Source organism: Nocardia acididurans (assembly GCF_016741815.1).
In the GTDB taxonomy this organism is placed as follows: domain Bacteria; phylum Actinomycetota; class Actinomycetes; order Mycobacteriales; family Mycobacteriaceae; genus Nocardia; species Nocardia acididurans.
Window position 1 is genome coordinate 62712 of record NZ_JAERRJ010000009.1, and the last position, 25435, is coordinate 88146.

29 protein-coding genes are annotated in these 25435 nt (G+C 67.5%); 22 read left to right on the plus strand and 7 right to left on the minus strand.

Annotated features, from left to right (window positions below):
- Positions 1–171: 171 nt before the first annotated feature.
- From folE to JK358_RS23495, 19 genes are all read left to right on the plus strand, one after another.
- Positions 172–792 (plus strand): GTP cyclohydrolase I FolE, encoded by a 621-nt coding sequence (gene folE, locus JK358_RS23405; protein WP_201950437.1) that lies wholly within the window; start codon positions 172–174, stop codon positions 790–792.
- Between the two features lie 202 nt (positions 793–994).
- Positions 995–1855, plus strand: coding sequence for a dihydropteroate synthase (folP, locus tag JK358_RS23410; RefSeq protein WP_201951398.1), 861 nt, complete (start codon positions 995–997; stop codon positions 1853–1855).
- Entirely contained in the window at positions 1852–2226 is a 375-nt protein-coding gene (gene folB, locus JK358_RS23415; RefSeq protein ID WP_201950441.1) for a dihydroneopterin aldolase, read from the plus strand. The genes folP and folB overlap by 4 nt, the downstream gene beginning before the upstream one ends.
- Positions 2227–2760, plus strand: coding sequence for a 2-amino-4-hydroxy-6-hydroxymethyldihydropteridine diphosphokinase (folK, locus tag JK358_RS23420; protein ID WP_201950444.1), 534 nt, complete (start codon positions 2227–2229; stop codon positions 2758–2760). It begins immediately after the preceding gene.
- Positions 2757–3227, plus strand: a complete 471-nt coding sequence (locus JK358_RS23425) for a DUF3180 domain-containing protein (protein WP_201950451.1) — start codon at positions 2757–2759, stop codon at positions 3225–3227. The genes folK and JK358_RS23425 overlap by 4 nt, the downstream gene beginning before the upstream one ends.
- A gap of 69 nt (positions 3228–3296) precedes the next feature.
- A complete protein-coding gene (locus JK358_RS23430) occupies positions 3297–4337 on the plus strand; it encodes a DUF6779 domain-containing protein (RefSeq protein ID WP_201950452.1) in 1041 nt (346 codons plus the stop codon).
- A 166-nt stretch (positions 4338–4503) separates the two neighbouring features.
- On the plus strand, positions 4504–5508 hold the full coding sequence (locus JK358_RS23435) for a Rossmann-like and DUF2520 domain-containing protein (protein ID WP_201950455.1): 1005 nt from the start codon (positions 4504–4506) through the stop codon (positions 5506–5508).
- Complete coding sequence (gene panC, locus JK358_RS23440) at positions 5508–6434, plus strand: pantoate--beta-alanine ligase (RefSeq protein ID WP_201950460.1); 927 nt, start codon at positions 5508–5510, stop codon at positions 6432–6434. Before JK358_RS23435 ends, panC begins: the two co-directional genes overlap by 1 nt.
- Positions 6435–6447: 13 nt before the next feature.
- Positions 6448–6867, plus strand: coding sequence for an aspartate 1-decarboxylase (gene panD, locus JK358_RS23445; RefSeq protein ID WP_201950467.1), 420 nt, complete (start codon positions 6448–6450; stop codon positions 6865–6867).
- A gap of 32 nt (positions 6868–6899) precedes the next feature.
- Positions 6900–7694, plus strand: a complete 795-nt coding sequence (locus tag JK358_RS23450) for a type III pantothenate kinase (protein WP_201950469.1) — start codon at positions 6900–6902, stop codon at positions 7692–7694.
- 246 nt (positions 7695–7940) lie between these two features.
- Entirely contained in the window at positions 7941–8561 is a 621-nt protein-coding gene (locus tag JK358_RS23455) for a cupin domain-containing protein (RefSeq protein ID WP_201950470.1), read from the plus strand.
- 5 nt (positions 8562–8566) lie between these two features.
- Positions 8567–8989: a rhodanese-like domain-containing protein gene (locus JK358_RS23460; RefSeq protein ID WP_201951400.1), complete on the plus strand. Its 423-nt coding sequence runs from the start codon at positions 8567–8569 to the stop codon at positions 8987–8989.
- Positions 8990–9143: 154 nt separating this feature from the next.
- Positions 9144–10610, plus strand: a complete 1467-nt coding sequence (gene lysS, locus JK358_RS23465; RefSeq protein WP_201951403.1) for a lysine--tRNA ligase — start codon at positions 9144–9146, stop codon at positions 10608–10610.
- Between the two features lie 117 nt (positions 10611–10727).
- Positions 10728–11090: a histone-like nucleoid-structuring protein Lsr2 gene (locus tag JK358_RS23470; protein WP_201950471.1), complete on the plus strand. Its 363-nt coding sequence runs from the start codon at positions 10728–10730 to the stop codon at positions 11088–11090.
- 197 nt (positions 11091–11287) lie between these two features.
- The gene (locus JK358_RS23475) at positions 11288–11911 is read left to right on the plus strand and encodes an FHA domain-containing protein (RefSeq protein ID WP_201950484.1); all 624 of its coding nucleotides are present in this window, start codon (positions 11288–11290) and stop codon (positions 11909–11911) included.
- 161 nt (positions 11912–12072) lie between these two features.
- Entirely contained in the window at positions 12073–12636 is a 564-nt protein-coding gene (locus JK358_RS23480) for an anthrone oxygenase family protein (RefSeq protein WP_201950489.1), read from the plus strand.
- Positions 12637–12715: 79 nt separating this feature from the next.
- Entirely contained in the window at positions 12716–13675 is a 960-nt protein-coding gene (locus JK358_RS23485; protein WP_201950495.1) for an esterase/lipase family protein, read from the plus strand.
- Positions 13676–13916: 241 nt separating this feature from the next.
- Positions 13917–16469 (plus strand): ATP-dependent Clp protease ATP-binding subunit, encoded by a 2553-nt coding sequence (locus JK358_RS23490; protein WP_201950497.1) that lies wholly within the window; start codon positions 13917–13919, stop codon positions 16467–16469.
- Between the two features lie 155 nt (positions 16470–16624).
- Positions 16625–17416, plus strand: coding sequence for a phytanoyl-CoA dioxygenase family protein (locus JK358_RS23495; RefSeq protein ID WP_201950506.1), 792 nt, complete (start codon positions 16625–16627; stop codon positions 17414–17416).
- A 52-nt stretch (positions 17417–17468) separates the two neighbouring features.
- Here JK358_RS23495 and JK358_RS23500 read toward each other — a convergent pair whose 3' ends face one another.
- The 3 genes from JK358_RS23500 to JK358_RS23510 form a co-directional block, all read right to left on the minus strand.
- A complete protein-coding gene (locus JK358_RS23500) occupies positions 17469–18209 on the minus strand; it encodes a nitroreductase family protein (RefSeq protein ID WP_201950509.1) in 741 nt (246 codons plus the stop codon).
- A 96-nt stretch (positions 18210–18305) separates the two neighbouring features.
- Entirely contained in the window at positions 18306–18581 is a 276-nt protein-coding gene (locus JK358_RS23505; RefSeq protein ID WP_201950513.1) for a hypothetical protein, read from the minus strand.
- Between the two features lie 98 nt (positions 18582–18679).
- Entirely contained in the window at positions 18680–19474 is a 795-nt protein-coding gene (locus JK358_RS23510; protein WP_232851772.1) for an LLM class flavin-dependent oxidoreductase, read from the minus strand.
- A gap of 179 nt (positions 19475–19653) precedes the next feature.
- On the opposite strand from JK358_RS23510, the gene JK358_RS23515 reads away from it, so the two are divergent.
- Positions 19654–20301 (plus strand): vWA domain-containing protein, encoded by a 648-nt coding sequence (locus tag JK358_RS23515; protein WP_201950515.1) that lies wholly within the window; start codon positions 19654–19656, stop codon positions 20299–20301.
- A gap of 10 nt (positions 20302–20311) precedes the next feature.
- Here the strand turns inward: JK358_RS23515 and JK358_RS23520 are convergent, their stop codons facing one another.
- From JK358_RS23520 to JK358_RS23530, 3 genes are all read right to left on the minus strand, one after another.
- On the minus strand, positions 20312–20782 hold the full coding sequence (locus tag JK358_RS23520) for a YfbM family protein (protein WP_201950517.1): 471 nt from the start codon (positions 20780–20782) through the stop codon (positions 20312–20314).
- 63 nt (positions 20783–20845) lie between these two features.
- Positions 20846–21508 (minus strand): response regulator, encoded by a 663-nt coding sequence (locus JK358_RS23525; RefSeq protein WP_201950519.1) that lies wholly within the window; start codon positions 21506–21508, stop codon positions 20846–20848.
- A 54-nt stretch (positions 21509–21562) separates the two neighbouring features.
- Positions 21563–22783, minus strand: coding sequence for a sensor histidine kinase (locus JK358_RS23530; protein ID WP_201950521.1), 1221 nt, complete (start codon positions 22781–22783; stop codon positions 21563–21565).
- Positions 22784–22909: 126 nt separating this feature from the next.
- Between JK358_RS23530 and JK358_RS23535 the strand changes: the two genes are divergently transcribed.
- Positions 22910–23881 carry an ABC transporter ATP-binding protein gene (locus JK358_RS23535; RefSeq protein WP_201950524.1) on the plus strand — a complete coding sequence of 324 codons (972 nt, stop codon included), beginning with the start codon at positions 22910–22912 and terminating at the stop codon, positions 23879–23881.
- Positions 23878–24726: a DUF2705 family protein gene (locus JK358_RS23540; protein ID WP_201950527.1), complete on the plus strand. Its 849-nt coding sequence runs from the start codon at positions 23878–23880 to the stop codon at positions 24724–24726. The genes JK358_RS23535 and JK358_RS23540 overlap by 4 nt, the downstream gene beginning before the upstream one ends.
- Here the strand turns inward: JK358_RS23540 and JK358_RS23545 are convergent.
- Positions 24723–25328 carry a TetR/AcrR family transcriptional regulator gene (locus JK358_RS23545; RefSeq protein WP_201950529.1) on the minus strand — a complete coding sequence of 202 codons (606 nt, stop codon included), beginning with the start codon at positions 25326–25328 and terminating at the stop codon, positions 24723–24725. The two genes, JK358_RS23540 and JK358_RS23545, sit on opposite strands and share 4 nt — an antisense overlap.
- Positions 25329–25435 lie beyond the last annotated feature (107 nt).

Genomic DNA, 25435 nt, shown 5'->3' on the forward strand with positions numbered 1-25435 from the left:
TCGGGCCAGTGGACCGTGACGGTTCCACCGTCGCGACAGCAAGACGGTTCGCGGCCCGGCTCGGTCCGGCTCGACCTCGGGATGCCTGAGCGTTTCGAGGCCGGGCGGACCGGGTTTTCGGCGGCCGCGAATGCCGCCCGACGGTGCGGCAATTCAACAAGGAGGTGTCGCTTGTCGGCCAACAACCGTGTCGTCTCCGGCCCGATCGCGCTCGACACCGGTCGGCCGTTCGATCAGGAGCGTGCCGAAGCCGCCGTGCGGGAACTGCTGCTCGCGGTCGGCGAGAACCCGGATCGTCCCGGGCTCGCCGATACCCCGGCCCGCGTCGCGCGGGCCTACAAGGAAATGTTCGCGGGTCTCTACACCGACCCCTCGGAGGTGCTCAACACCACCTTCGACGAGGGGCATCAGGAACTCGTCCTGGTCCGCGACATCCCGATGTACTCCACCTGTGAACACCACCTGGTGGCCTTCCACGGCGTCGCGCACGTCGGCTACATCCCCGGCCCGCACGGCCGCGTCACCGGCCTGTCCAAACTGGCCCGCCTGGTCGACCTCTACGCCAAGCGCCCGCAGGTGCAGGAACGCCTCACCTCGCAGATCGCCGACGCCGTCATGAAGAAGCTCGACCCGCGCGGCGCCATCGTCGTCGTCGAGGCCGAACATCTATGCATGGCCATGCGCGGCATCCGCAAGCCCGGCGCGAGCACCACCACCTCGGCGGTGCGCGGCCTGCTGCAGACGAACGCCGCCTCGCGCGCCGAGGCCCTGGACCTCATCCTCCGGAAGTGACTGTGTTCAATTTGTCCTCCGCTTCGCTCCGGACGGGTTCGCGGCCCTGTTACCCCGATTCTTCCCTCCTCCGCTCCTCCGCTTCGCTCCCCCGCTCCGTCAGTCCAGAATCGGGGCGGGCCGCGAACCTGCGGGGGCTGGGTCGGGGGGAGCGGTGACTTCACGCCTGCTGCAGCCGCGCGGGGGGCGCTCCTGCGTGGTGATGGGGGTTGTGAACGTCACCAGTGACTCGTTTTCCGACGGGGGGCGGTATCTGGATCCGAGTCTGGCGGTGGCGCACGGGTTGGAGCTGTACGCCATGGGCGCGGATATCGTCGATGTGGGCGGTGAGTCCACGCGGCCCGGTGCGGCGCGGGTGGACCCGGAAATCGAAGCGGCGCGGGTGGTTCCGGTGATCCGGGAGCTCGCGGCGGCGGGCGTGCCGACCAGTGTGGACACCATGCGGGCGAGCGTCGCCGAGGCGGCGCTGGCGGCGGGCGTGACCATGGTCAACGACGTGTCCGGCGGCCGCGCCGACGCCGATATGGTGAAAGTTGTTGCCGCGGCACGGGTTCCGTGGATTCTCATGCACTGGCGCGCGGACGCCGACTTCCGGCACCTGGGCGCGGCCGAAAACTACGACGATGTCGTGGATGAGGTGTGGGCCGAGCTGCGCGTGCAGGTGGAGCTGGCCATGGCGGGCGGTGTCGAATACGACAACCTGATCCTCGATCCCGGGCTCGGCTTCGCCAAGAACGCCGAGCACAACTGGGAGCTGCTGGCCGGACTGTTCTACGGCGACTCCGCGCTGCGGAACGCGGGGCTGCCCATCCTGATCGGGGCCTCGCGCAAGCGGTTCCTGGGGTCGCTGCTGAGCGACGCCGACGGTCCGCGCCCGCCCGGCGGCCGCGAGACCGCCACGGCCACCATCTCCGCGCTCGCCGCCGAGCACGGCGCCTGGGGTGTCCGCGTGCACGATGTGCGCGCCTCCCTGGACGCCATCGCCGTGGCCGATGCGAGCCTGCGGGCCGCCGCGCGCCGGCGCGAGAAGTCCTCGGACGATCGACAGGGAGCCCGCCGATGAGCACCGACCGCATCGAACTGCGCGGCCTGCGCATCTTCGGCCATCACGGCGTCTTCGACTTCGAGAAACGCGACGGCCAGGAATTCGTGGTCGACGTGACGCTGTGGACGAACTTCGCCGCGGCCGCGAAATCCGATGACATCGCCGACACCGTCCACTACGGCGAGCTGGCCGACGAGGTCGTGCGCATCGTGTCCGGGGAACCGCGGAATCTGATCGAGACCGTGGTGTCCGAGATCGCCGACGAGATCATGACCGACCTGCGGGTCGACGCCGTGGAAGTGGTGCTGCACAAGCCTTCCGCGCCGATTCCGCATACCTTCGAAGATGTCCGCGTGGTCACGTCCCGTCGTCGCGAACCGGAGGAGTAGGTGAGTCGGGTAGTCCTGTCGATCGGATCCAATCTCGGCGATCGGCTCGCACATCTGCGCAGTGTGGTGCAGGCGCTGGGTCCGCGCCTGCGGGCGGTGTCGTCGGTGTATTCGACGCCGCCGTGGGGTGGCGTGCCGCAGCAGGACTACCTGAACGCGGTCCTCGTCGCCGACGATCCGGGCCTGGAGCCCAGCGACTGGCTGAAACTCGGTCAGCAGCTGGAGCAGGCCGCCGAGCGGGTGCGGGAAATTCGCTGGGGCGCAAGAACTCTCGATGTCGACGTGGTGCAGGCGATGCAGGCGCGCGGTACCGGGCGGGTGGCGGTGCGCAGTGCCGATCCGACCCTGACGCTGCCGCATCCGCAGGCGCACAACCGGGCGTTCGTGCTGGTGCCGTGGCTGGAGGTGGAGCCGGACGCGGTCCTCGAGGTGGCCGGTGCGAGCCGCCCGATCGGCGAATTCCTGGCCGCGCTGGATGCCGCCGAGGTGGCGGGCGTGCGGCGCACCGAGTTCACCCTGGGCTGGGTGTCGTGAAGCCGACCCGGGTGCTGGACCTGTGCCTGAACGTGCTGCTGGCCGCGTTCGTGGCGTGGGTCGCCACCAATGCGGCGTATTCGAGTTTCCCGCCGATCTCGGTGTTCTCCGGGGCGTCGCTGCTGCCGGTGGCGGTGCTGGAGGTGGTGCTCGCCTTCGTGATTCGCGCGCGCGTGGAGAACCGGGGGATCGGGGACAGCTCCCGGCAGTTGCATCCGATCACGGCCGCGCGGGCGGTGGCGCTGGCCAAGGCGTCGGCGCAGGTGGGGTCGCTGGTCGGCGGTATCTGGCTGGGGTTCCTGGTGTGGCTGCTGCCGCGGCGCTCGGATCTGAGTGCGGCGGCCGCGGATACGCCGGGTGCGGTGGTGGGGTTGATCGCGGGGCTGGCGTTGGTGGCGGCGGCATTGTGGCTGGAATATTGCTGCCGGGCGCCGATTGATCCGCCCGATGAGGCAGCTACTTCCTAGCTAACGGATTCGCCGTGATCACTCCCAAGGTGAAGGCCATAGTCCGGAGATCACGCTACGCTGGCTGACATGGTTTCACCCTCCCGTAGCAGTGCTTCCCGTCGACGGCGGGAGGACGCGGGAAAGTTCTTCACCGGCGTGCTGCTTCTTCTCGGTCTGGTAGCCAGTATTTTTCTGGTCTTCAGCGACAACGTGCAAATGGTGCGCGTCGGGCTGGTGGCGGCGCTGTGGGCGGCCGTTATCGGAGCCCTGGCCGCGACCCGTTTTCGCAGGGAGTCGGCCATAGACAAAGCGAAAGTGGGCGACCTGCAAAAGGTCTACCAACTCCAGCTGGAACGCGAGGTTGCTGCCCGCCGCGAATACGAACTCGGCGTGGAAGCGCGCGTCCGCAAGGAAATCGGCGCCGACGCCGAGGAAATGGCGGCCCTGCGCGCCGAACTCACCGTCCTCCGCGAAAGCCTGCAGCGACTCTTCGACGGCGACCTGCCGTTCGACCGCCCCGCCCTGCACGCGGATGCCGTTCGCGTCCAAGAACTTCCGGCCCGCGACATCCCCGCCGCCGCCCGCGCGGCGAACGGTAACTGGCCCGACGCCGACTCCGGCGAACCCTGGGATCCCTGGGCTTCCCCGTCCCACGACGAGGTCCGCAGCCGGGTGACCCCCGTCTTCGATGACGGCCACCCCGAGCCCCCCGTCTTCGCCACCCCCTATGACGACCCGGTCACCGCCGAAACCGCCATCGTCGTGACGGAGATCGTCGAGAAGACCGAACGCGTCGAAGTCCGCCACGAATATCGCGCCGACCCCGAGCCGGCCGCCACCCAGGAACCCCTCACCGAGGTCCCCTGGTTCGAATCGGAGATCCCCGCCGGCAACACCCCCACCGAACCCGAGGTCCCCCGCACCCCCGCCGCCAACGGCAACAGCGCGAACGGCAACGGCAAGCCCCACCCCGAGGCGACCCCGAGCCCAGTGCCGGGCACGTCCACCCCCATGGGCACCGCCAGCGCCCGCCGGCGCCGCCGCGCCGACGAGGACACCGACGCCTCGGCGCCCCGCCTCTCGGTGGCCGAGATCATGGCCAACCTCCGCTCGGAGTCCGGCAACTGAGCTGAGCGGGGAGCTCGAACTCGCGTCGTCTCGGCGTGCGGTGCGGTGCACGCCGCGAGTGGTTCATCCCACAGAGCGTGGCCCAGGCGAATCGGGCCGGATATTCTCGGGCGGTAACGTCCGGTACCCGCCACGCGGGACTGGAACGACTTTCGAGAGGACAAGGGTGACCTCGGACAAGGATGTCTGCGGAACCGACCCTGCGCCTGCACGACTGACGGTGGGAATCGTCTCGGCGGGACGCGTCGGATCCGCTCTGGGTGTGGCACTCGAACGTGCCGGGCATGTCGTATTCGGCGTTTCCGCGATTTCGGACGCGTCGGTGCGCCGTGCCGAGACCCGGCTTCCCGATTCGCGAATCCTGCCCGCCGAAGAGGTGGCCGCGCGCAGCGAGCTGCTGATCCTCGCGGTGCCGGACAGCGAACTGGCCGGGCTGATCTCGGGTCTGGCCTCCTCGGGCGCGGTGCGTCCGGGCACGATCGTGGCGCACACCTCGGGCGCGAACGGCGTCGGCGTTCTCGCGCCGCTCACCGAACTCGGCGTGCTGCCGCTGGCGATCCATCCGGCCATGACGTTCACCGGCCACGACGAGGATGTGGCCCGCCTGGCGAACGCCTGCTTCGGCATCACCGCCGCCGACGAGATCGGTTACGCCATCGCGCAATCGCTGGTGATCGAGATGGGCGGCGAACCGGTGAAGGTGACCGAGGAGCATCGCACCCTCTACCACGCGGCCCTCGCGCACGGCAGCAATCACCTGGTCACGCTGATCGTGGACGCGGTGGAAGCCCTGCGCGCCGCCCTCGCCGGCCCGGGTCTGATGGGTCAGCAGGTGGTGGACGATCAGCCCAACGGCCTGGCCGAACGCATGCTGGCCCCGCTCGCCTCGGCCGCCCTCGACAATGCCCTGCGCCGCGGCCCGGCCGCGCTGACCGGTCCGGTGGCGCGCGGCGATGTGGCCGCCGTTGCCGCGCATCTGAATTCGCTCGAATCCCTCGATCCGAAACTGGCCGCCGGATACCGCGCGCTCTCCCTGCGCAGCGCCGAGCGGGCTCGCACCAATCCTGATCTGATCCACCTCCTGGAAGGACCCGGGGTGAGCGGTCAGGTCCGGAGGCGGCAGCGGAGCGTAACCACGGAGGACCCCGATCAGCCCGAGAAAGGACACTGATGGACCCGAAGCTTCGTGGCACCTACAAGCGCGGTGAGTTGACGGTGCTGCACGATCCGGCCGTGGTCACCAAGGTCGTGGACGCCCTGCGCGCGGTCGGCCGCAAGGTCGCGCTGGTGCCCACCATGGGCGCCCTGCACGAGGGCCATCTGCAGCTGGTGCGGGAGGCCAAGCGCCACAATCAGGTCATCGTGGTCTCGATCTTCGTGAACCCGCTGCAGTTCGGCGCGAACGAGGATCTGGACAAGTACCCCCGCACCCTCGACGCCGATGTGGAACTGCTGCGCGCCGAGGGCGTGGAGCTGGTCTTCGCGCCGAGCGCCAACGACATGTACCCGGACGGCCCCCGCACCACCGTGCAGCCCGGCCCGCTCGGCGACGAACTCGAAGGCGCGGTCCGCCCCGGCCATTTCGCGGGCGTGCTCACCGTGGTGGCGAAGCTGTTCCAGATCTGCCGCCCGCACGAGGCGTTCTTCGGCGAGAAGGACTACCAGCAGCTGACCCTCATCCGGCAGATGGTCCGCGACCTGAACTTCGATCTGAGGATCGTCCCGGTCGCCACCGTCCGCGAGCCGGACGGCCTGGCCCTGTCCTCGCGCAACCGCTTCCTGGACGCGGAGCAGCGCGAGCTGGCCGCCACCCTGTCGGCGGCGCTCGTCGCGGGCCGCCATGTCGCCGGGCTCGGCCCGGACGCGGTGCTGAACGCCGCGCACGAGGTGCTGCGGACCGCGCCCGCCATCGAACTCGACTATGTGGCCCTGCGCCGCTCCGATCTCGGTGAGGTGGAGGCGAGCGGCAATGCCCGCCTGCTGGTCGCCGCCCGCGTGGGCACGACCCGCCTCATCGACAACATGCCCGTCGTCATCGGAGTCCCGATGGACGGCCACCCGACCACCCCCGACCAGCCCGCCCAGGCATCTGTTTAAGGAGGCGACGACGATGTTGCGCACCATGATGAAGTCGAAGATCCACCGCGCCACGGTGACTCACGCCGACCTGCACTATGTGGGCTCGGTGACGGTCGATCAGGATCTGCTGGACGCCGCCGATCTGCTCGAGGGCGAGCAGGTCTGCATCGTCGACATCGACAACGGCGCCCGCCTGGAAACCTATGTGATCGCGGGCGAGCGCGGTTCCGGCGTCATCGGAATCAACGGCGCCGCAGCGCATCTCGTGCATCCCGGTGATCTGGTCATTCTCATCGCCTACGGCATGATGGACGAGGCGGAGCTGAAGGAGTACAGCCCGCGCGTGGTGTTCGTCGACGAACGCAACCGGCAGGTGGAGCTGGGTTCGGACCCCGCGCACGCCCCCGAGGGTTCCGGTCTGACCTCCCCGCGCTCGCTGTCCTTCGCCTAGATCCTTCGCCTCGATCGGAGGGTGGTGCGGCAATGCTGCTGACCATCGACGTTCGCAACACCAGTATCGAACTGGGCCTGTTCACCGGTTCCGGCGATCACGCCAAACTGGCGAAACAGTGGCGAATGCACACGAATCCGCTGATGACGGCGGATGAGTTCGCCATGCAGGTGCGCGGTCTCATCGGCGCGGACGCCGAGCAGGTGACGGGTGTGGCGGCGCTGTCCACGGTGCCGCCGGTGCTGCGTGAACTGCGCGAGATGCTGTCCCGCTACTGGGGTCACGTCTCGCATGTGGTGGTGGAACCCGGTGTGCGCACCGGCATTCCGCTGCTGGTCGACAATCCGAAGGAGGTCGGCGCGGACCGCATCGTGAATTGCCTTGCGGCATATCACCGTTTCAAGAATCCGTCGATCGTGGTGGATTTCGGCAGCGCCATCTGCGTGGATCTGGTGTCGGCCAAGGGCGAGTTCCTGGGCGGCATCATCGCGCCCGGGGTGGAGATCTCGATGGAGGCGCTGGTGGAGCGCACGGCCCTGCGCCGCGCCGAGCTCGCCCGCCCGCGTTCGGTGATCGGCAAGAACAGCGCGGAGTGCATGCAGTCGGGCGCGATCTTCGGGTTCGCGGGGCTGGTGGACGGTCTCATCGACCGGATCCGCGACGAGTTCGACGCGTTCTCCGGTGAAGATGTGTCCATCGTGGCCACGGGTGCGAGTGCGCCGCTGATCGTGCCGGAGTCGGAGACCATCGACCATCACGAACCGCATCTGACCTTGGATGGCCTGCGTCTGGTCTATGAGCGCAACCAGTTGCGCCGCACTCGTTGATAGGGGTGGGCGGCCCGGAGGGTCTCGGTTGAAGGGTGGCGGTGGGCGACGGGTGGGCGAGACCGTCAGGTTTGTGATCCAGTCGTCGCCGGGGGCCTCTGTTGCTCCGTGGCGAACCACTGTTAAACTCGCGCTCGTGTATTTCCGCATGAGCACCCAGGAGTGTTGTCGAGGCTGATTCGCCTCGACGGTCGTCGAGGCTTCGTATAGCCCCCGACCATTTACACAATTCCTGGAGTTTCGCTCATGCGTTCCTCTTTACTTTCCCTTTCTGTCGATGATGCGGCCCATGCCCGCGGTGCCTCCCGGCTGCTGCCCGAGGTGACCGAGCGGGCCACCGCCTCGGCTCTCCCGACCCGGCTGCGCCCCGCCGACCTGCTGCGTCTCACCGATGAGGGCGCCGAGGACGTACTGGCCGGCCGCTACGATCACCTGCTCCCGCCGGACGGGCTGTGGCCCACCGAAAAGCGCTGGGCCGCACGGCTCATCGCCGACGAAGAGGTGGATCTGTGGCTCATCTCCTGGGTGCCGGAGAAATCCACCGAACTGCACGACCACGCCGGTTCGCTGGGCGCGCTGACCGTTCTCTCCGGCGCGCTCAACGAATTCCGCTGGAACGGCACCGAATTGCGGCGGCGCACCCTCGCCGCCGGTGATCAGGCTTCTTTCCCGCTCGGCTGGGTGCACGACGTGGTGCGCGCCCCCGCCGAGGAGGCCGGCCTCGTCGGCCCGCTCGACCCCACCCTCAGCGTGCACGCGTATTCCCCGCCGCTCACCGCCATGTCCTATTACGAGGTCACCGGCCACGGCACGCTGCGGCGCACCCGTTCCGTCCTGACCGATCAGCCCGAAGGCGAACTCGAATGACCCACATGACGATCGACGGCATGCTCACCCAGGCGCGTTCGGCGCTGCGCCGCCTGCTGCCGGTGGAATTGCCGCAGGCCATCGCCCAGGGCGCGATTCTGGTGGATATTCGCCCGCAGGCGCAGCGCCAGCGCGAAGGCACCATTCCGGGCGCGCTCGTGATCGAGCGAAATGTCCTGGAATGGCGGTTGGATCCGACCAGTTCGGCGCGTTTGGCGCTGGCCTCGGACCATGATGTGGAATGGATCATCGTGTGCTCCGAGGGTTACACCTCGAGTCTTGCGGCCGCCTCGCTGCAGCAGTTGGGACTGCATCGCGCCACCGATCTGATCGGCGGTTACCACGCGTTGAAAGCGGCCGGTTTGTTGACTGTCGCCGCGACGGCTCCGCACTTCGAGCGGGAAGTCGCCACCCTCGCCTGGGTGTAGGTTCGTTTCCCCGGGCGGCGGAAAAATAGGTTTCCGCCGCCCAGTAGGCTAGAACCCCGTGAGCACCCCAACCCCCTCTTCTACCGGTGGCAACAAGGCATCTGCAGGGCAAACGCGCGCGGCCGCGCCCGTCGAGCAGGATGTCCCGGAGCAGATGCGGATTCGCCGGGAGAAGCGGGAGCGGTTGCTGGCGGAGGGCCGTGAGGCCTATCCGGTGGTGGTGCCGCGAACCCATACCCTGGCCGAAATTCGCGCCCAGTACCCCGATCTGGAGCCGGGTACCGAGACGGGCGTACAGGCCGGTGTCGCCGGTCGCGTCATTTTCATGCGCAATACCGGCAAGCTCTGCTTCGCCACGCTGCAGGAGGGCGACGGCACCAAGTTGCAGGCGATGATCAGCCTGAACGGTGTCGGCGCGGATTCCCTGGCGGCCTGGAAGGCCGATGTGGACCTCGGTGACTTCGTTTTCGTGCACGGTGAGGTGATCTCCTCCCGCACCGGCGAATTGAGCGTCATGGCCGATTCCTGGGACATGGCGGCCAAGTCGCTGCGTCCGCTGCCGGTGGCGCACAAGGAGATGAGCGAGGAGTCGCGCGTCCGCCAGCGCTATGTCGACCTGGTGGTGAACGAGGACGCCCGCACCATGGCGCGCACCCGCGTTAAGGTCATGCGCGCGCTGCGAAATGCCTTGGAGCGCAGGGACTTCCTGGAGATCGAGACGCCGATGCTGCAGACCCTGCACGGTGGCGCCGCGGCCCGTCCGTTCGTGACGCACTCCAACGCCCTCGACATGGAGTTGTTCCTGCGCATCGCGCCGGAGCTGTTCCTCAAGCGCGCGGTGGTCGGCGGTATCGAGAAGGTCTTCGAGATCAACCGGAACTTCCGTAACGAGGGTTCGGACTCCACGCATTCGCCGGAGTTCGCAATGCTGGAAACCTACGAGGCGTACGGCACCTACGATGATTCCGCGAAGATGACTCGGGAATTGATCCAGGAAGTCGCGCAGGAGGTGTTCGGTACTCAGGTGGTGACGCTCGCCGACGGCACCGAATACGATCTGTCGGGCGAGTGGGCGACCGTCGAGATGTACCCCTCGCTGTCGGAGTCGATCGGTGTGGAGGTCACTCCGGAAACGACCGTCCAGGAATTGCTGGCGCTCGCTGATCGCGTGGGTCTGGAAATTCCGCAGGACAAGGGCTACGGTCACGGCAAACTCGTAGAGGAACTTTGGGAGCATGTGTACGGCGACAAGCTGTACGCACCGACTTTCGTCCGCGACTTCCCGGTGGAGACGTCGCCGCTCACGCGCCAGCATCGGAGCAAGCCCGGGGTTACCGAGAAGTGGGACCTCTACGTGCGCGGCTTCGAACTCGCCACGGGCTATTCGGAACTCGTGGATCCGGTGATCCAGCGGGAACGCTTCGTGGATCAGGCGCGTTTGGCCGCGGCCGGTGATGACGAGGCCATGCGCCTGGACGAGGACTTCCTCGCCGCGATGGAGCACGGTATGCCGCCTACGACCGGAACCGGTATGGGTATGGATCGTTTGCTGATGGCCCTGACTGGCTTGGGAATCCGGGAAACGATACTCTTTCCAATTGTGCGTCCAACGGCTCGTTGAGTTCGCTGGATTGCATTGCCGATCCCCGTTCTGGGACTATCGGAATTCGCGGTATTCTGGCGTCGGGTAATCGGCCTGACTATGCGGGTCGCACGATTTCGAGAGGACGTTCATCTCATGGCAAAGAAGGTCACCGTTAGCTTGATCGACGATGTCGACGGTGAGTCCATCGCGGACGAGACCATCGAGTTCGCTATCGATGGCGTCTCGTACGAGATCGACTTGTCGACGGACAATGCGGCCAGGCTGCGGGAAGGGCTCGAGCCCTGGGTTTCCAACGCGCGCCGGGTCAGCGGTCGCCGGCGTGTCAAGGCCGCTCCGGCCGGGGCTGCCGGGCCCAAGAGCCGGGTCTCGATCGATCGTGAACAAAGCGCGGCGATTCGCGAATGGGCTCGCCGTAATGGCCACAAGGTTTCGGCTCGTGGACGTATCTCGGCGGACATCACCGAGGCTTACAACAAGGCTGCGGCGAAGAACTAGTGCTCTTTGCGACTGCCGCTCGGGTGTTTCGTGCGTGCCCGGGCGGCAGTGGTTTATTCATACGCTTTGCGTATAACTGTCATGGGTAGTGCATGCCCATCTGTAAGGTGCGATCTTGCTCGTGCCCGAAGCGCCAGGCACCATTAAAGTGTGCGAACGATGTCACTGGCTGGGTCTAGGGAAGAGGTATCGGCGCAGTGACCGCATTCAACACTTCGTTCTTGCGAGTCAAAGACCATGAGGGGCGTCAGCACGAGCTGATGCTGACCTCCGATCAGCCCCGCATCACCATCGGCCGTTCGCCGCAGGCCGACCTGTCGCTGTTCTGGGATGTCGAGGTCTCGCGGCTGCACGCGACGGCCGAATATCTGGGCGCACACTGGACCATCGTCGACGACGGGCTCTCGCGCAACGGCACCTTCGTGAACGGTGACAGGCTGGTCGGCCGTCACCGCCTGCAGCCCGGCGACGTGATCCGCATGGGCACCTCGCGGGTCACCTTCCACGACTTCTCCAATGTCCCAGGCGATATCACGCAGACCTCCACGGGCGGCCTGCCCACACTGCGCTCGCTCACCGAAACCCAGCGCTCGGTGCTGATCGCCCTGTGCCGCCCGCTGCGCGGCAACGACGGCTTCGCCTCGCCCGCTTCGAATCAGCAGATCGCGGCCGAACTCTTCCTGAGCGTGGACGCCATCAAGACCCATCTGCGTGCCCTGTTCGCCAAGTTCGGCGTCGAGGATCTGCCGCAGAACCAGAAGCGGGTCCGCCTGGCCAATCTGGCCCTGCAGTCCGGCGTCATCTCCGAACGCGATCTCTGATCCGAGTCTTTCATCGCGCAAGCCCCGAATCTCCGGGGCTCGTGGACGCTCGCTGATGTGCGTAAGCGTTTCAGCGATGGAGACTCCCGGCCCCGGGCGGTTGACTGTATTCAGTTGATCGCCACGGGATTCGGGCGACAAAGCCAGTCAAGGAGATCGATATGTTCGCGCTTCGCATTGCCGCTCTGGTGGCGGCGACCCTGTCCACGGGTCTGATCGCGGGGTTGTTCTACGGCTACGCCAACTCGGTCATGCCCGCGCTGAACCGCACCGACGACCGCGTGCTGATCGACGTGATGCAGAAGATCAACGTGGTGATCATCAACCCGGTGTTCATGATCGGGTTCCTGGGCACGGTCGGTTTCAGCGTGCTGGCCGCGGCTCTGCATCTGGGCAAGGACGTCCGCGCCACGCTGATCTGGATCATCGTGGCCCTGGTGATCAATGTGATCGCCTTCGGCGTCACCTCGGGTCTGAACGTCCCGCTCAACAACCAGTTGGAGGCGGCCGGTGACGTGAGCGGGATCGCCGATCTGGCGGCTGTGCGCGCCCAGTTCGAGGCCGACTGGGTGAAGTGGAACATCCTGCGCGCGGTGCTGCACACGGCCGCCTTCCTGGTGCTGTGCGGTGCGCTGTTCGTGGCGGGCATGCAGCGCGGCGAGGAGAAGTCGGCGGCCCCGCAGGCGACCTACGGCACGCAGCAGAATTTCAGTAACACGTTGTAATAGTTACCCACCGGTACACCCTCTACCTGGAACGCGTTCCGGCTACATTGCCGGAACGCGTTCTATTTTTGGAGGGGTCATGCCACGTGCGCCGCAGCGCCGCGCGCCCGGGTTCCTACTGCTCACGACGGTTCTCGCCGTCCTGTGCACGGCGTTGGGCGGCACCGCCCGCGCCGAGTATCCGGTCGACTACAACTTCTTCGCGGGCATCCCGTACGAGCTCGCCGACCCCGGCGGCTCCCTGCCCGGATCCAACGACTGGTCCTGCCGCCCCTCCGCCGCGCACCCGAATCCCGTGGTCCTGCTGCACGGCACCGCCGGTGGCGCACAGACCAATTGGGGCGCGTACGTCCCGCTGCTGGCCAACGAGGGCTACTGCGTCTACGCCCTCAACTACGGCGCGCTGGACGTGCCGTGGCCGCTGAAAGCGATGGGCGGTATGCGCCCGGTGCCCGAAAGTGCCCAGGAGGTGGCGGTTTTCGTGGACCGCGTGCTCGCGGCCACCGGCGCGGCCAAGGTGGATTTCATCGGCCACTCCCAGGGCAGCCTGGTCGGCAACTACTTCGTCAAGCGCCTCGGCGGCGCCGACCTGGTGGAGAAATTCGTCTCCATCGCCGGACCCTGGCTCGGCGCGTACGGCGAACAGATGAACCTGTGGCGCACCATCGGGCAGCGCCTGGGCGTCGACGCCGACACCCTGGACGCCGGCGTCTCCGGCGGCATCTGCTTCGGCTGCTCGCAGATCATCGGCGGCTCCACCTTCCTCGCGGCGCTCAACGGCGACGGCGTCTATGCCCCGAACGTGGCCTACACCAATATCGCCACCGTCTACGACGAGATCGCCTACCCGTACACCAGCGGTCTGGTCGAGGCGCCCAACGCGGTGAACATCGTGGTGCAGGACGGTTGCCCGTCCGACTTCTCCGAGCATCTGGCCATTGCCGGCAGCCCGCGCGCGGCCGCCTACGCGCTCAACGCCCTCGACCCGGCGCACCCGCGACCGGTCCCCTGCGAGTTCATCCCGCCCTTCACCGGGTAGAACATCTCCTGTTCGCTGTGGGCGTAGCCGGGTGGGAAACGATCCCGGCTACAGGCCCGTTATGGATGAATGAGTCATGTTGTCGCCTGTTCGCAATAGGGTGGACGGACGACGTGCGTGACCCCTGCCAACTAGAGTGGAGGCGGGGGATGCAACCCCAGGGCTTCATGGCAGGCTGGCGTCAGTCATAGGCACTGAAGCGCCGGATGCCGTTGATAGCGGAGCAGGAAGTGAGGGAGCGATGTTCGAGAGGTTCACCGACCGTGCACGGCGGGTCGTTGTCCTGGCCCAAGAAGAAGCCCGGATGCTCAACCACAACTACATCGGCACCGAGCACATCCTGCTTGGCCTCATCCACGAGGGTGAGGGTGTCGCCGCGAAGTCGCTGGAGTCTCTGGGGATTTCGCTGGAGGGTGTGCGTTCGCAGGTAGAGGAGATCATCGGTCAGGGCCAGCAGGCTCCGTCCGGTCACATCCCCTTCACGCCGCGGGCCAAGAAGGTGCTGGAGCTGTCGCTGCGCGAGGCGCTGCAGCTCGGCCACAACTACATCGGCACCGAGCACATTCTGCTCGGCCTGATCCGCGAGGGTGAGGGCGTCGCGGCGCAGGTGCTGGTCAAGCTGGGCGCGGATCTGAACCGCGTGCGCCAGCAGGTCATCCAGCTGCTGTCCGGATACCAGGGCAAGGAGCCGGTCGAATCCGGCACCCGTGGCGAGACGGGCACCCCGTCCACCTCGCTGGTGCTGGACCAGTTCGGCCGCAACCTGACCCAGGCCGCCCTCGAGGGCAAGCTCGACCCGGTCATCGGCCGCTCGAAGGAAATCGAGCGCGTGATGCAGGTGCTGAGCCGCCGCACCAAGAACAACCCGGTCCTGATCGGTGAGCCCGGCGTCGGTAAGACCGCCGTCGTGGAGGGTCTCGCTCAGGCCATCGTCAACGGCGAGGTGCCGGAGACGCTCAAGGACAAGCAGCTCTACACCCTCGACCTGGGTTCCCTGGTCGCGGGCAGCCGCTACCGCGGTGATTTCGAGGAGCGCCTGAAGAAGGTGCTCAAGGAGATCAACACCCGCGGCGACATCATCCTGTTCATCGACGAGCTGCACACCCTGGTGGGTGCGGGCGCGGCCGAGGGCGCGATCGACGCGGCCTCCATCCTGAAGCCCAAGCTGGCGCGCGGTGAGCTGCAGACCATCGGCGCCACCACCCTCGACGAGTACCGCAAGTACATCGAGAAGGACGCCGCGCTGGAGCGTCGTTTCCAGCCGGTGCAGGTCGGCGAGCCCACGGTCGAGCACACCATCAACATCCTGAAGGGTCTGCGCGACCGGTACGAGGCGCATCACCGCGTCTCGATCACCGACGCCGCGCTGGTCGCGGCGGCCACCCTGGCCGACCGCTACATCAACGACCGCTTCCTGCCGGACAAGGCCATCGACCTGATCGACGAGGCCGGCGCCCGCATGCGCATCCGCCGCATGACCGCGCCGCCGGACCTGCGCGAGTTCGACGACAAGATCGCCGACGCCCGCCGCGAGAAGGAAAGCGCCATCGACGCGCAGGACTTCGAGAAGGCCGCGCGCCTGCGCGACAAGGAGAAGCAGCTCGTCGCGAAGCGTCAGGAACGCGAAAAGCAGTGGCGCTCCGGTGATCTGGACGTCGTGGCCGAGGTCGACGACGAGCAGATCGCAGAGGTGCTGGCCAACTGGACCGGTATCCCGGTGTTCAAGCTCACCGAGGAGGAGACCACCCGTCTGCTCCGCATGGAGGAGGAGCTGCACAAGCGGATCATCGGCCAGGAGGACGCGGTCAAGGCCGTCTCCAAGGCCATCCGCCGCACGCGTGCCGGTCTGAAGGATCCGAAGCGTCCCTCGGGCTCGTTCATCTTCGCCGGTCCGTCCGGTGTCGGTAAGACCGAGCTGTCGAAGGCGCTGGCCAACTTCCTGTTCGGCGACGACGACGCGCTCATCCAGATCGATATGGGCGAGTTCCACGACCGCTTCACCGCCTCGCGGCTGTTCGGTGCCCCTCCGGGCTACGTCGGCTACGAGGAGGGCGGCCAGCTCACCGAGAAGGTGCGCCGCAAGCCGTTCTCGGTGGTGCTGTTCGACGAGATCGAGAAGGCCCACCAGGAGATCTACAACACCCTGTTGCAGGTCCTCGAGGACGGTCGCCTCACCGACGGCCAGGGCCGCACGGTCGACTTCAAGAACACGGTGCTGATCTTCACCTCGAACCTCGGCACGCAGGACATCTCGAAGGCGGTCGGCCTGGGCTTCACCCAGTCGAACAACGAGGGCTCGAACTACGAGCGGATGAAGCTCAAGGTCAACGACGAGCTGAAGAAGCACTTCCGCCCCGAGTTCCTCAACCGCATCGACGACGTGATCGTCTTCCACCAGCTCACCCAGGATCAGATCATCCAGATGGTGGACCTGATGATCGGCCGCGTCGCCAAGCAGCTGAAGAACAAGGACATGGAGATCGAGCTGGCTCCGCAGGCGAAGAGCCTGCTGGCCAAGCGTGGCTTCGATCCGGTGCTCGGCGCGCGCCCGCTGCGTCGCACCATCCAGCGCGAGATCGAGGACCAGCTGTCGGAGAAGATCCTCTTCGGCGAGCTCGGCGCCGGTCAGGTCGTCGTGGTGGATGTCGAGAACTGGGACGGCGAAGGCCAGGGCGAGGCGGCGAAGTTCACCTTCACGCCCAAGGCCAAGCTGACCAAGAAGGAGAACCCGGTCGAGGACAAGCCGGTCGTCGCCGCGGTCGGTGACGCCCCGGCCGCCGCCTCCGGCGAGTAATCCGGAACGGTCCGCGAGACAACGGAAGCCCCGCTCACCTGCCGAGGTGGGCGGGGCTTCCGGCTGTTCGCGCGACAATATCGGACCGAAAATGAATGGCGCCCGGTCCGGGTCCGCGCGGATGCTCGAACGAGTCATCCGACGAAAGGGGCCATATGCTCACCGACAGTCAGATAGCGGATTTCATTACCGGCGGATTCGTGAAGCTGGAGAACGCCTTTCCCGCCGACATGGCCGCGGCCGGACTCGAAATCCTGTGGAAGGCAACCGGATGCGATCCGGACGATCCGGCCACGTGGACCCAGCCGGTCCACCGTTTCCCCGATTTCGCCATGCCCCCGTTCGTGCGGGCCGCGAATACGCCCGTGCTGCGTGCGGCTTTCGATCAGCTGGTGGGTAAGGGCCGCTGGTTCCCGCGGAACAGTCTCGGCGGTTTCGTGATCCGCTTCCCCAGCGATGCCGCGCCCGGCGACGACGGTTGGCATGTCGACGCCAGCTTCCCCAGCGACGATCCCGATGCCGAGCCGTTCGACTACCTGCGGTGGCGGGTCAATCTGTATTCCAGGGGCCGAGGCCTGCTGATGCTTTTCCTGTTCTCGGATGTGGCCGAAGGCGATGCCCCGACCCGCATCCGGGTGGGTTCCCATCTGCGCGTAGCGAAGTCCTTGCAGCCGTTGGGCGACCGCGGTGCGGCGGTCGCTTCCGCACTCATGATCGAGGCGTACGACGCGACGGCGGATCTGCCCGAGGTCTACGCCACCGGTGCGGCCGGCACCGTCTACCTCTGCCATCCCTTCCTGGTGCACGCGGGTCAGGCGCATCACGGCCGCAATCCGCGCTTCCTGGCGCAGCCGCCGCTGCAGGTGCCGGAGCCGGCCGTCCTGGATCGCCCGGATGGCGCGTATTCGCCTGTGGAGCAGGCTATTCGGCTGGGCCTGGCGGGCTGATGCTCAGCCACCGGCTGATGCTCGCTGGCTGAGGTTTACCGGTGACCCGGGTTCACCAGTGGTCGCGGTGGATCACCTCGGCGGCGGGCCGCCGCGAGGTGGGTCCGAGCTTCCCGCGAGGCCAGCCCACCGGAATGATCGCGTAGGTTTGCACTGCCTTCGGAATGTCCAGGGCCGCTTTGAATTCCGATTCGAGCATGAGGTGCCAGGTGGTGATGGTCGCGCCGAGCCCCAGGGTGCGTGCGGCCAGCAGCAGGTTCTGTACGGCCGGATAGGTGCTGGCCGCCCCGCCGAGCCGGGTCGCGTTCGGCATATTGCGCAGGACGGTCAGCGCGCGGCGCGGGCCCAGCCGCAGCAGGGTGGCCATGATGTGGCGGGCCTGTTCGCGGAAGGCGGCCGCGTGTTCGGACGGGTCGTAGCAGGCGACGATGAGTGCGGGCGTCTCATGGAAGTGATCGCGCTGATAGAGCAGTGCGGCCCCGAGCCGCTCCTGCATCTCCGCCGTCGTGCCGGGCGGCCGGATCCCCCCGAAGGCCTCGATGTAGAAGGTGCTGATCTCGCGCCACAGCTCCGCCACTTTCGAGATTCGCGCCCGGTCGGTGACAACCACGAAGCGGAAGCTCTGCGCGTTCCCGCCGCTGGGCGCCCAGGTGGCGGCTTCGATGAGCTGGGTGAGCACATCCTCGGGCACGGGATCGGGCCGGAGTCGTCGCATCGCGCGCATGGTGCGCATGATCTCGAAGACGGGCGCGTCCGCGCCCAGGGCGACGGGGGACCGTTCGGGCTTCGCCATGGCGTGCTCCCGCGAAAATCGTTGGTGCGCAGAAGAATACCGACCGTCAGCGGATCGATTGCCGGAAACGGCCGGTGCTGCCGCTGACCGGGATTGTCAGTGGCGGGAGTCGCTCAGCGACCGAACGGGTTTCATGACGAATCCCAGCGCCCCCAGCACCGCGAAGGCGTGCCCGAACAGGAGGCCGTAGTAGCCGCCGGGCAGCACCGGATCGGCGAGCCAGGCGATGAGCGCCCCGGCGGCGAATCCGGCCCACGCGCCGATCACGCCGCCGAGCACCGACCGTGGCGCGGGCCCGTGTTGCAGGATCACCCCGGTGACGACTCCGACCGCCAGGCCGATCATCGTGATCGTCAACCCGGGCACCAGCATGTCCGTTCTCCGTTCCGTGAGCGTGCGTGTCCACACTCGACCCTGCCGCAGCGGTGCCGTCCGAGGCATCGGGGAGCAACCGGAGACGCACCCTGATTTCAGCGGAACCGGGCCAGTACGGGAGCGAAGGCCGCGGCCAGGTCGCCCGGCACGAGCAACTCGTCGATGCCGTACTTCTCGCGGCGGTGCTCGAGGAGTTCGGCCGCCGCGCCGGGGTCGCCGGGCAGGATGGCCGCCGCGTTCGCCTCGCGCAGTCCGTCGAGGGTGACGCCCATGAACTTGCTCATGTAGACCGGCAATTGGTCACCGACGGCGACGAGCTGCAGGCTGAACCCGACGGGCCGGTCGGTGTGGGCGCGCACGGTGGCGACGATCTCGGCGAGCTCGTTCTCGGTGGCGACCGGCTGGACGGCGAGGTGGACGCGATCGGCGAGTTCGGCGGCGGTGGCGAGCATCCGGGGGCCGGAAGCCGCGATCACGATGGGCGGCACCGGTTTCGCGGCGGCGCGGACGGCCACGATGGTGTCCACCATCCGCTGTCGCCGCTGCCCGGCCGAGCCCCACTGCTCGCCGAGCGCCTCGGCCTCCCGCTGCGCGTCGGGCCGCCCGGTGCCGATGCCGAGTTCGAACCGCCCATCCGAAAGCAGCTGCAGCGCCGCCGTTTCGCGTGCGGTGGCGGCGGGGTGCCGCAGCGGCGCGGCAATGACATTGGGGCGCAGCCGCAGTGTTGTGGTGACGGCGGCGGCCGCCGCGAGTGCGGGGAAGGGTGAGGTCGTGTGCAGGGTGTCGGGCAGCAGTACGGTTCGGTACCCCTGCTCTTCGGCCCGCTGGACGTCGCGCACCCAGTCGGAGCCGGAGCGGGGCGTGAGGACGATTCCGAAGTTCATGCTCATGCTTCGAGCATCCGCCGCCCGGATTGTCGCCGAATCGGCTTCGAGTCTCTGATCCGGCTACGCCTGTATACGTATGTCCGCGGGGAGCCGCCTGGATTGCAAGGTTTTCTCCCGGTCCGTCATAAGCGCCGGAGCGTAGCGTCGGAAGTGCTCATGACTACCGCTCGGGGGTTCGCGCAGTGACAAATCCAGATCTCACACTCATAGCGGTCCTGGTGGACCGCTCCGGCTCGATGCAGCACATCAAGTCGGACACCGAGGGCGGTTTCGCCGCCTACATGGACCAGCAGCGTCAGGTCCCGAAACGTATCGAGGTGACCCTCGCCCAGTTCGACACCGAATACGACCTCCGCTACGCCAACCGCCCCCTCGATCAGGTCCCCCCGCTCGAGCTGCTGCCGCGTGGCATGACCGCCCTCTACGATGCGGTGGGCCGCCTGGTCACCGACGTGGGCGCGGAACTGGCCGCCCGCCCCGACGACGCCCGCCCCGGCACGGTGGTCGTCGTGGTCCTCACCGACGGTCACGAGAACTCCAGCAGGGAGTGGTCGCACGCGGCGGTGAAATCCCTGATCACCCAGCAGCAGGACGTCTACAACTGGAACTTCCTGTTCCTCGGCGCCAATATGGACGCCGTGGCGATCGGCACCGGCATGGGCGTCGCCCCGGGCAGTTCCATCACCTATTCCGCAGGCGCCAAAGGCGTTTCCGGCGTCTTCCGCGCCGCCTCCGCCTACACCGCCCGCCTTCAGGCCGCCGCGCCCGGCGCCCGCCTCGTGGACGGCTTCACCGACGAGGAACGCGAACAATCCAACCCCGGCCACTGAGCCGGCGTCGTCAGCCCAGGTAGCTGACCGCGCCCGAACCCCTGGCGGTGGCGAATTCGAAGAACTCCACCAGGCTTTCGTACGCCTCACGCACGTAATCGAAGGCGAAATCGGTGTCGGTCCAGATACCGGGGTAGACGTCTGCCTCCTCCATGCGGTCCGGATCGTAGTGTGCGGCGAGCTGTTCGAACGAGATGGCGCGTAGCTTCGCGGCGGTGGACGAGACCAGCACGAGCGGCCAGGGGATCGGCGTGCCCTCCGCGTAGTCGTCGTCGATGCCGTACAGCAGGTCGATATCCGTTCCGGCGGCTTCGAGGAGATAGCGCAGGCCGTCCCAGGCCTTGTCCAGGTCACCGCCGGGTTCGCCGGCGCGGTCCAGACTCATCAGAAAGTCGTTCTGCTGCTGTGGGTCTCGCTGCAAACCCAGTACCTCTTGCAGTTCTTCCGGGGAGACCCGGGTGAAACTGAGATACATGCCCATGTGGACGCCCCCTCTTCGGCACCATGACCTTCGACCGTCAATGTAGCCGGGCGGGCCGACAGGTCACTGCCAGCCGGGGCGGACCAGACCGGATTCGTAGGCCATGACCACCAGTTGAGTGCGGTCGCGGGCGTTGAGTTTCACCAGGATTCGGCTCACGTGGGTGCGGGCCGTGGCGGGACTCATATAGAGCCGCTCGGCTATTTCGGCATTGGTGAGGCCCTCGGCGACGAGGGTCATCACCTCGCGCTCACGGTCGGTGAGGCCCGAGAGTTCGGCTACCGGAGCGGGTTTGGCGTGCGTGGCGAATTCGGCGACCAGACGCCTGGTGACGCCGGGGGAGAGCAGGGCGTCACCGGCCGCGACCACACGGACGGCTTTCACCAGGTCCGCGGGTTCGGTGTGTTTCACGAGGAAACCCGTTGCGCCGGAACGCATGGCCTCGAAGACGTATTCGTCGAGCTCGAACGTGGTGAGGACGACCACCCGCACCTCGGCCAGGGCGGGGTCGGCGGCGATGGCGCGGGTGGCGGCGAGGCCGTCGAGCAGGGGCATACGGATATCCATGAGCACCACATCGGGGGTCAGCTCCCGGGCCAGCGCCACCGCCTGTTCCCCGTTGTCGGCTTCACCCACTACCTCGATATCGTCCTGCGCGTCGAGCAGGGCGACGAAGCCCGCGCGGACCAGCGCCTGATCGTCGGCGATGACAACTCGTACTGTCACTGGGCCTCCCGTTCTCGGCCTCGGTTTTCGAAGCCGCGCGTTCGGATCTCGAAGTTACGCAGCGGGTTCCGGATGTGCCAGGTGGACCGGCAGCCGCGCCTCCACATGGAAGCCGCCGTCCGGTTTGGGTTCGGCGAGCAGGCGGCCGCCCAGCGCGGCGGCGCGTTCGCTCATGCCGACGATGCCGTGCCCGCCGCCCGCGGGGACCACGGCGGGAGTTGCGGCCGGGCGCGTGTTGTCGATGGCGAGGAACAACCGCTCCGGTGAATAGCGCACGGTGACAAGCACACTCGCGCCGGGCGCGTGCCGCACCACGTTGGTGAGCGATTCCTGCACGATGCGCGCCGCCGCCACATCCACCACCGAGGGCAGCCGCTGGGGCACCCCGGTGACGATGGTGCGCACCTCGAGCCCGGCGCGGCGGGCGGGCAGGATCAGTCCCTCGATCTCGCTGATGCGCACTGTCGGCGCGGTCGGGGCGGGGACCGTGGCGGTGCCGGAGCGGATGGATCGCAGCAGCGCGTTGACCTCGCCGAGCGCGTCCTTGCTGGCGGATTTGATGGCGGCCAGCGAGGTCGCGGCCTGTTCCGGCCTGCGGTCGATGAGTTCCAGCGCCACCGAGGACTGCACATTGATGAGCGAGAGACTGTGCGCGAGCACATCGTGCAACTCGCGCGCGATGGCGAGCCGCTCCTCACTGGCCCGGTGCTCGCGTTCGGCGAGCTCGCGGGCGCGTTCGGCCTGTTCGCGTTCCCGTTCGGCCTGTTCGTTGCGCCGGGCCTCCGTCTCGCGTTCCCGCCGCGCCGCGATGGCGAGCCGGCGCTGCCGGATGCCCTCCGCGATGGCGATCAGCACGATCAGCCAGGCCAGCAGCCCGAACTGCTGCCACACATTGCCCTCGTAGCCGCGCAGGCCCGGCACCGGCCACACCATGAGCAGATAGCCGACGCCGACCAAAGGGTAAGTGCGCCAGCGGGATCCGACGACCCCGGCGGTGAGGAAGGCGATCACCAGCGAGATGAACATCGGCCCGTACCCGTAGCCGATGAGCAGGTAGGCGGCGCAGGCGGCCAGCACGCCGTAGAACACCTCGTACGGGTAGCGCCGTCGCACCACGAGCAGGATCGGCCCGGCCACGAGCAGCGCGTATCCCAGCCAGTCCAGACTGCGCAGACCCGTCTGATGCTGGTTGGCCATCGTCCCGCCGCCGAGCTGTATCACGGCGACCACCAGTGCCAACAGCGCATCCCACCGCTGTGCGGCCTTCAACCCCATAGCTGCACGGTAGCGCCGTACACCCTCGCACGGGAGCACGTCGGCCCGAAATACGTCCAGATACGTACGACTGTTCACGCGCCGGGACGGATGTTCCCGACCAGGTCGAAGCGGATTCTTGAACCCATGAACGAAGCAGCGTCCACCAGCGACGATCGCGAGCCCGCCGTGGTTACGCGGCCTGCCGGCTCCGGGCTCGACGCACTCGCCACAGTTGTCACGACCGACCGGTTGACCAAACGCTACGGCCCCCACATCGCCGTGGATGCCGTGAGCATGAGCGTCCGGCGCGGTGAGATCTACGGATTCCTCGGCCCGAACGGGGCGGGCAAGACCACCACGCTGCGCATGCTGGTCGGTTTGATTCGCCCGTCCGAGGGCACGGCGACGGTGCTCGGCAAGCGGCCCGGCGACCCGGAAGCGTTGCGCCGCATGGGGGTTCTCATCGAGGGGCCGGGTTTCTACCCCTACCTGTCCGGCCGCGACAACCTGCGGGTGATGGCCCGCTATCGCGGCGTCGCGGACACCGGTGTGGAGCAGGCCCTGCATCGGGTCGCCCTCGATGCCCGTGGCGATGACAGATTCCGCACCTACTCCCTCGGCATGAAGCAGCGCCTCGGTGTCGCCGCGGCCCTGCTCGGTCACCCCGACCTGCTGATTCTCGACGAACCCACGAACGGCCTGGATCCGGCGGGGATGGCCGAGATGCGGGAGCTCATCACCGGTTTGGCCGCCGACGGGCACACCGTCGTGCTGTCCAGTCACCTGCTCAGCGAAGTGCAGGAGATCTGCGACCGCGTCGGCGTCATCTCCGGCGGCGTCCTGCTCGCCGAATCCACGGTGCGTGAATTGCGCGGCGCCGCATCGCTTTTCCTGCGCGCCGAACCCCTCGAACTGGCCTTCCCCGCAGTGCGCCGCGTGGTGGGGGACCGGTCCGCGCTGCTGACCGCCACCGGCATCAGAGTCGATGCCGGCGTGGCAAAGGCGCCCGCGGTGGCGCGCGCGGTGATCGAGGCGGGCGCGGATCTGCTGGAACTGCGCACCGATGAGAAGTCCCTGGAAGAAGTGTTTTTCGAGATGACGGAGACGGCGAAATGACCGATCTGCTGGCAAGCACCCGCGCGGAACTGCTGCGCCTGCGCAAGTGGCCCGCGTTCTGGATCGTCCTCGGTACGTGGATCCTGCTGAACCTGACGTTCGCGTACCTGTTCAACTACCTGGCCTACACGACCGGCGACAGTTCCCGCATGTCCGACGGTCAGCCGCGAGAAGTGCTGCTGCAGTTGATGCTTCCGTCCGCCGTGCCCGAGGTCTTCACGCAGGGCATGGCCATGTTCGGCGGTGCGCTGATGCTGGTGCTGGGTGCGCTCGCGGTGGGCAGCGGCTACGGCTGGGGCAGTTGGAAAACCGTGCTCACGCAAGGCCCTTCGCGAGCTGCCGCCATCGGCGGTGTGGTGATCAGCCTGGCGCTGACCGTGATCGCCCTGGTGGCAGTGGCTTTCGTTATCGACACCGGGGTCGCGGCCCTGATCGCCTCGACCGAGGGGCAGCCCCTGACCCTCCCGGCGGTGAGCAGAATCCTGCTCGGAATCCTCACGGGCTCGGTCATTCTCGGTATGTGGACCCTCGCCGGTGCGGTGATCGGCGCGATCGCCCGCAGCCCCGCCCTCGCCGTGGGCCTGGGCCTGGTGTGGGTGCTGGTGGTGGAGAACCTGCTGCGCGGAGTGGCCGGAATCTTCTCTCCCATAAAGACTCTCACCGACTACATGCCGGGTACGGCTGCCGGATCCCTGGCCGGGTCGCTGCGCACCACGGGCGGCCCTGCCACCCCGGGAGTACTGGATGTGCTGACCCGCACCGAGTCGCTGATCGTGCTGGCGGCCTACATCGCGGCCTTCGCGGCGGGCACGGTGCTTCTGATCCGCCGCCGGGACATGGTCTAACCCAGCACGCCGTAGGCCAGCCTGCCGAGCGCGGTCTTGATCTCCTCCGAGGTCAGGCCGCGCTCGCGCTGTTGCCGGTACACCTCGGCCGCGAGTGGTGCGAGGAGCGGATCCACGAGTGAATCGGGTTCCGGCACACCGGCTTCGGTGAGCAGGGTGCGCACGTGCACGACCCAGAACCGGTATGCCCCGGTGGCGAAGCGCGCCCCGCCGGTCTCCGCGCCGAGGACGAGATTCGCGTGGGTGTCGAGTAGGTCGATCATGGCGGCGTAGAACGCGGCCAGCCGTTGAGCGGGCGGTGCGCCCGGCCCGAGCGGGGGTTCGCCCCGCAGCAGTTGTTCCTGGAGCGCGCGCTCGTGTTCGTCGAGCAGTGCGACGGCGATGGAGCCCACGTCGGGATACCGGCGGTAGAGCGTGCCGCGTCCGACGCCCGCGGCCTTGGCGATGTCGTCCATGGTGACCGTGCGCGGGTCGCGGGTGGCGAACAGTCCGGCGGCGGCGTCCAGGATCTTGGCCCGGTTGCGGGCGGCGTCCGCGCGTTCCGCGGGTGCTGTCCCGGGTGCCGGCGGTTGGCCGAGCAGCGGCAGATCGGCGGATTTCATGAGGTCACTGTAGCCCGGAAAACTATAAGTGGACAAACTGTCCACTTGTTCTCTACCGTGGCGATCAGCAAAACGGACACAATGTCCACTTGATTGGAGAGCTTGAT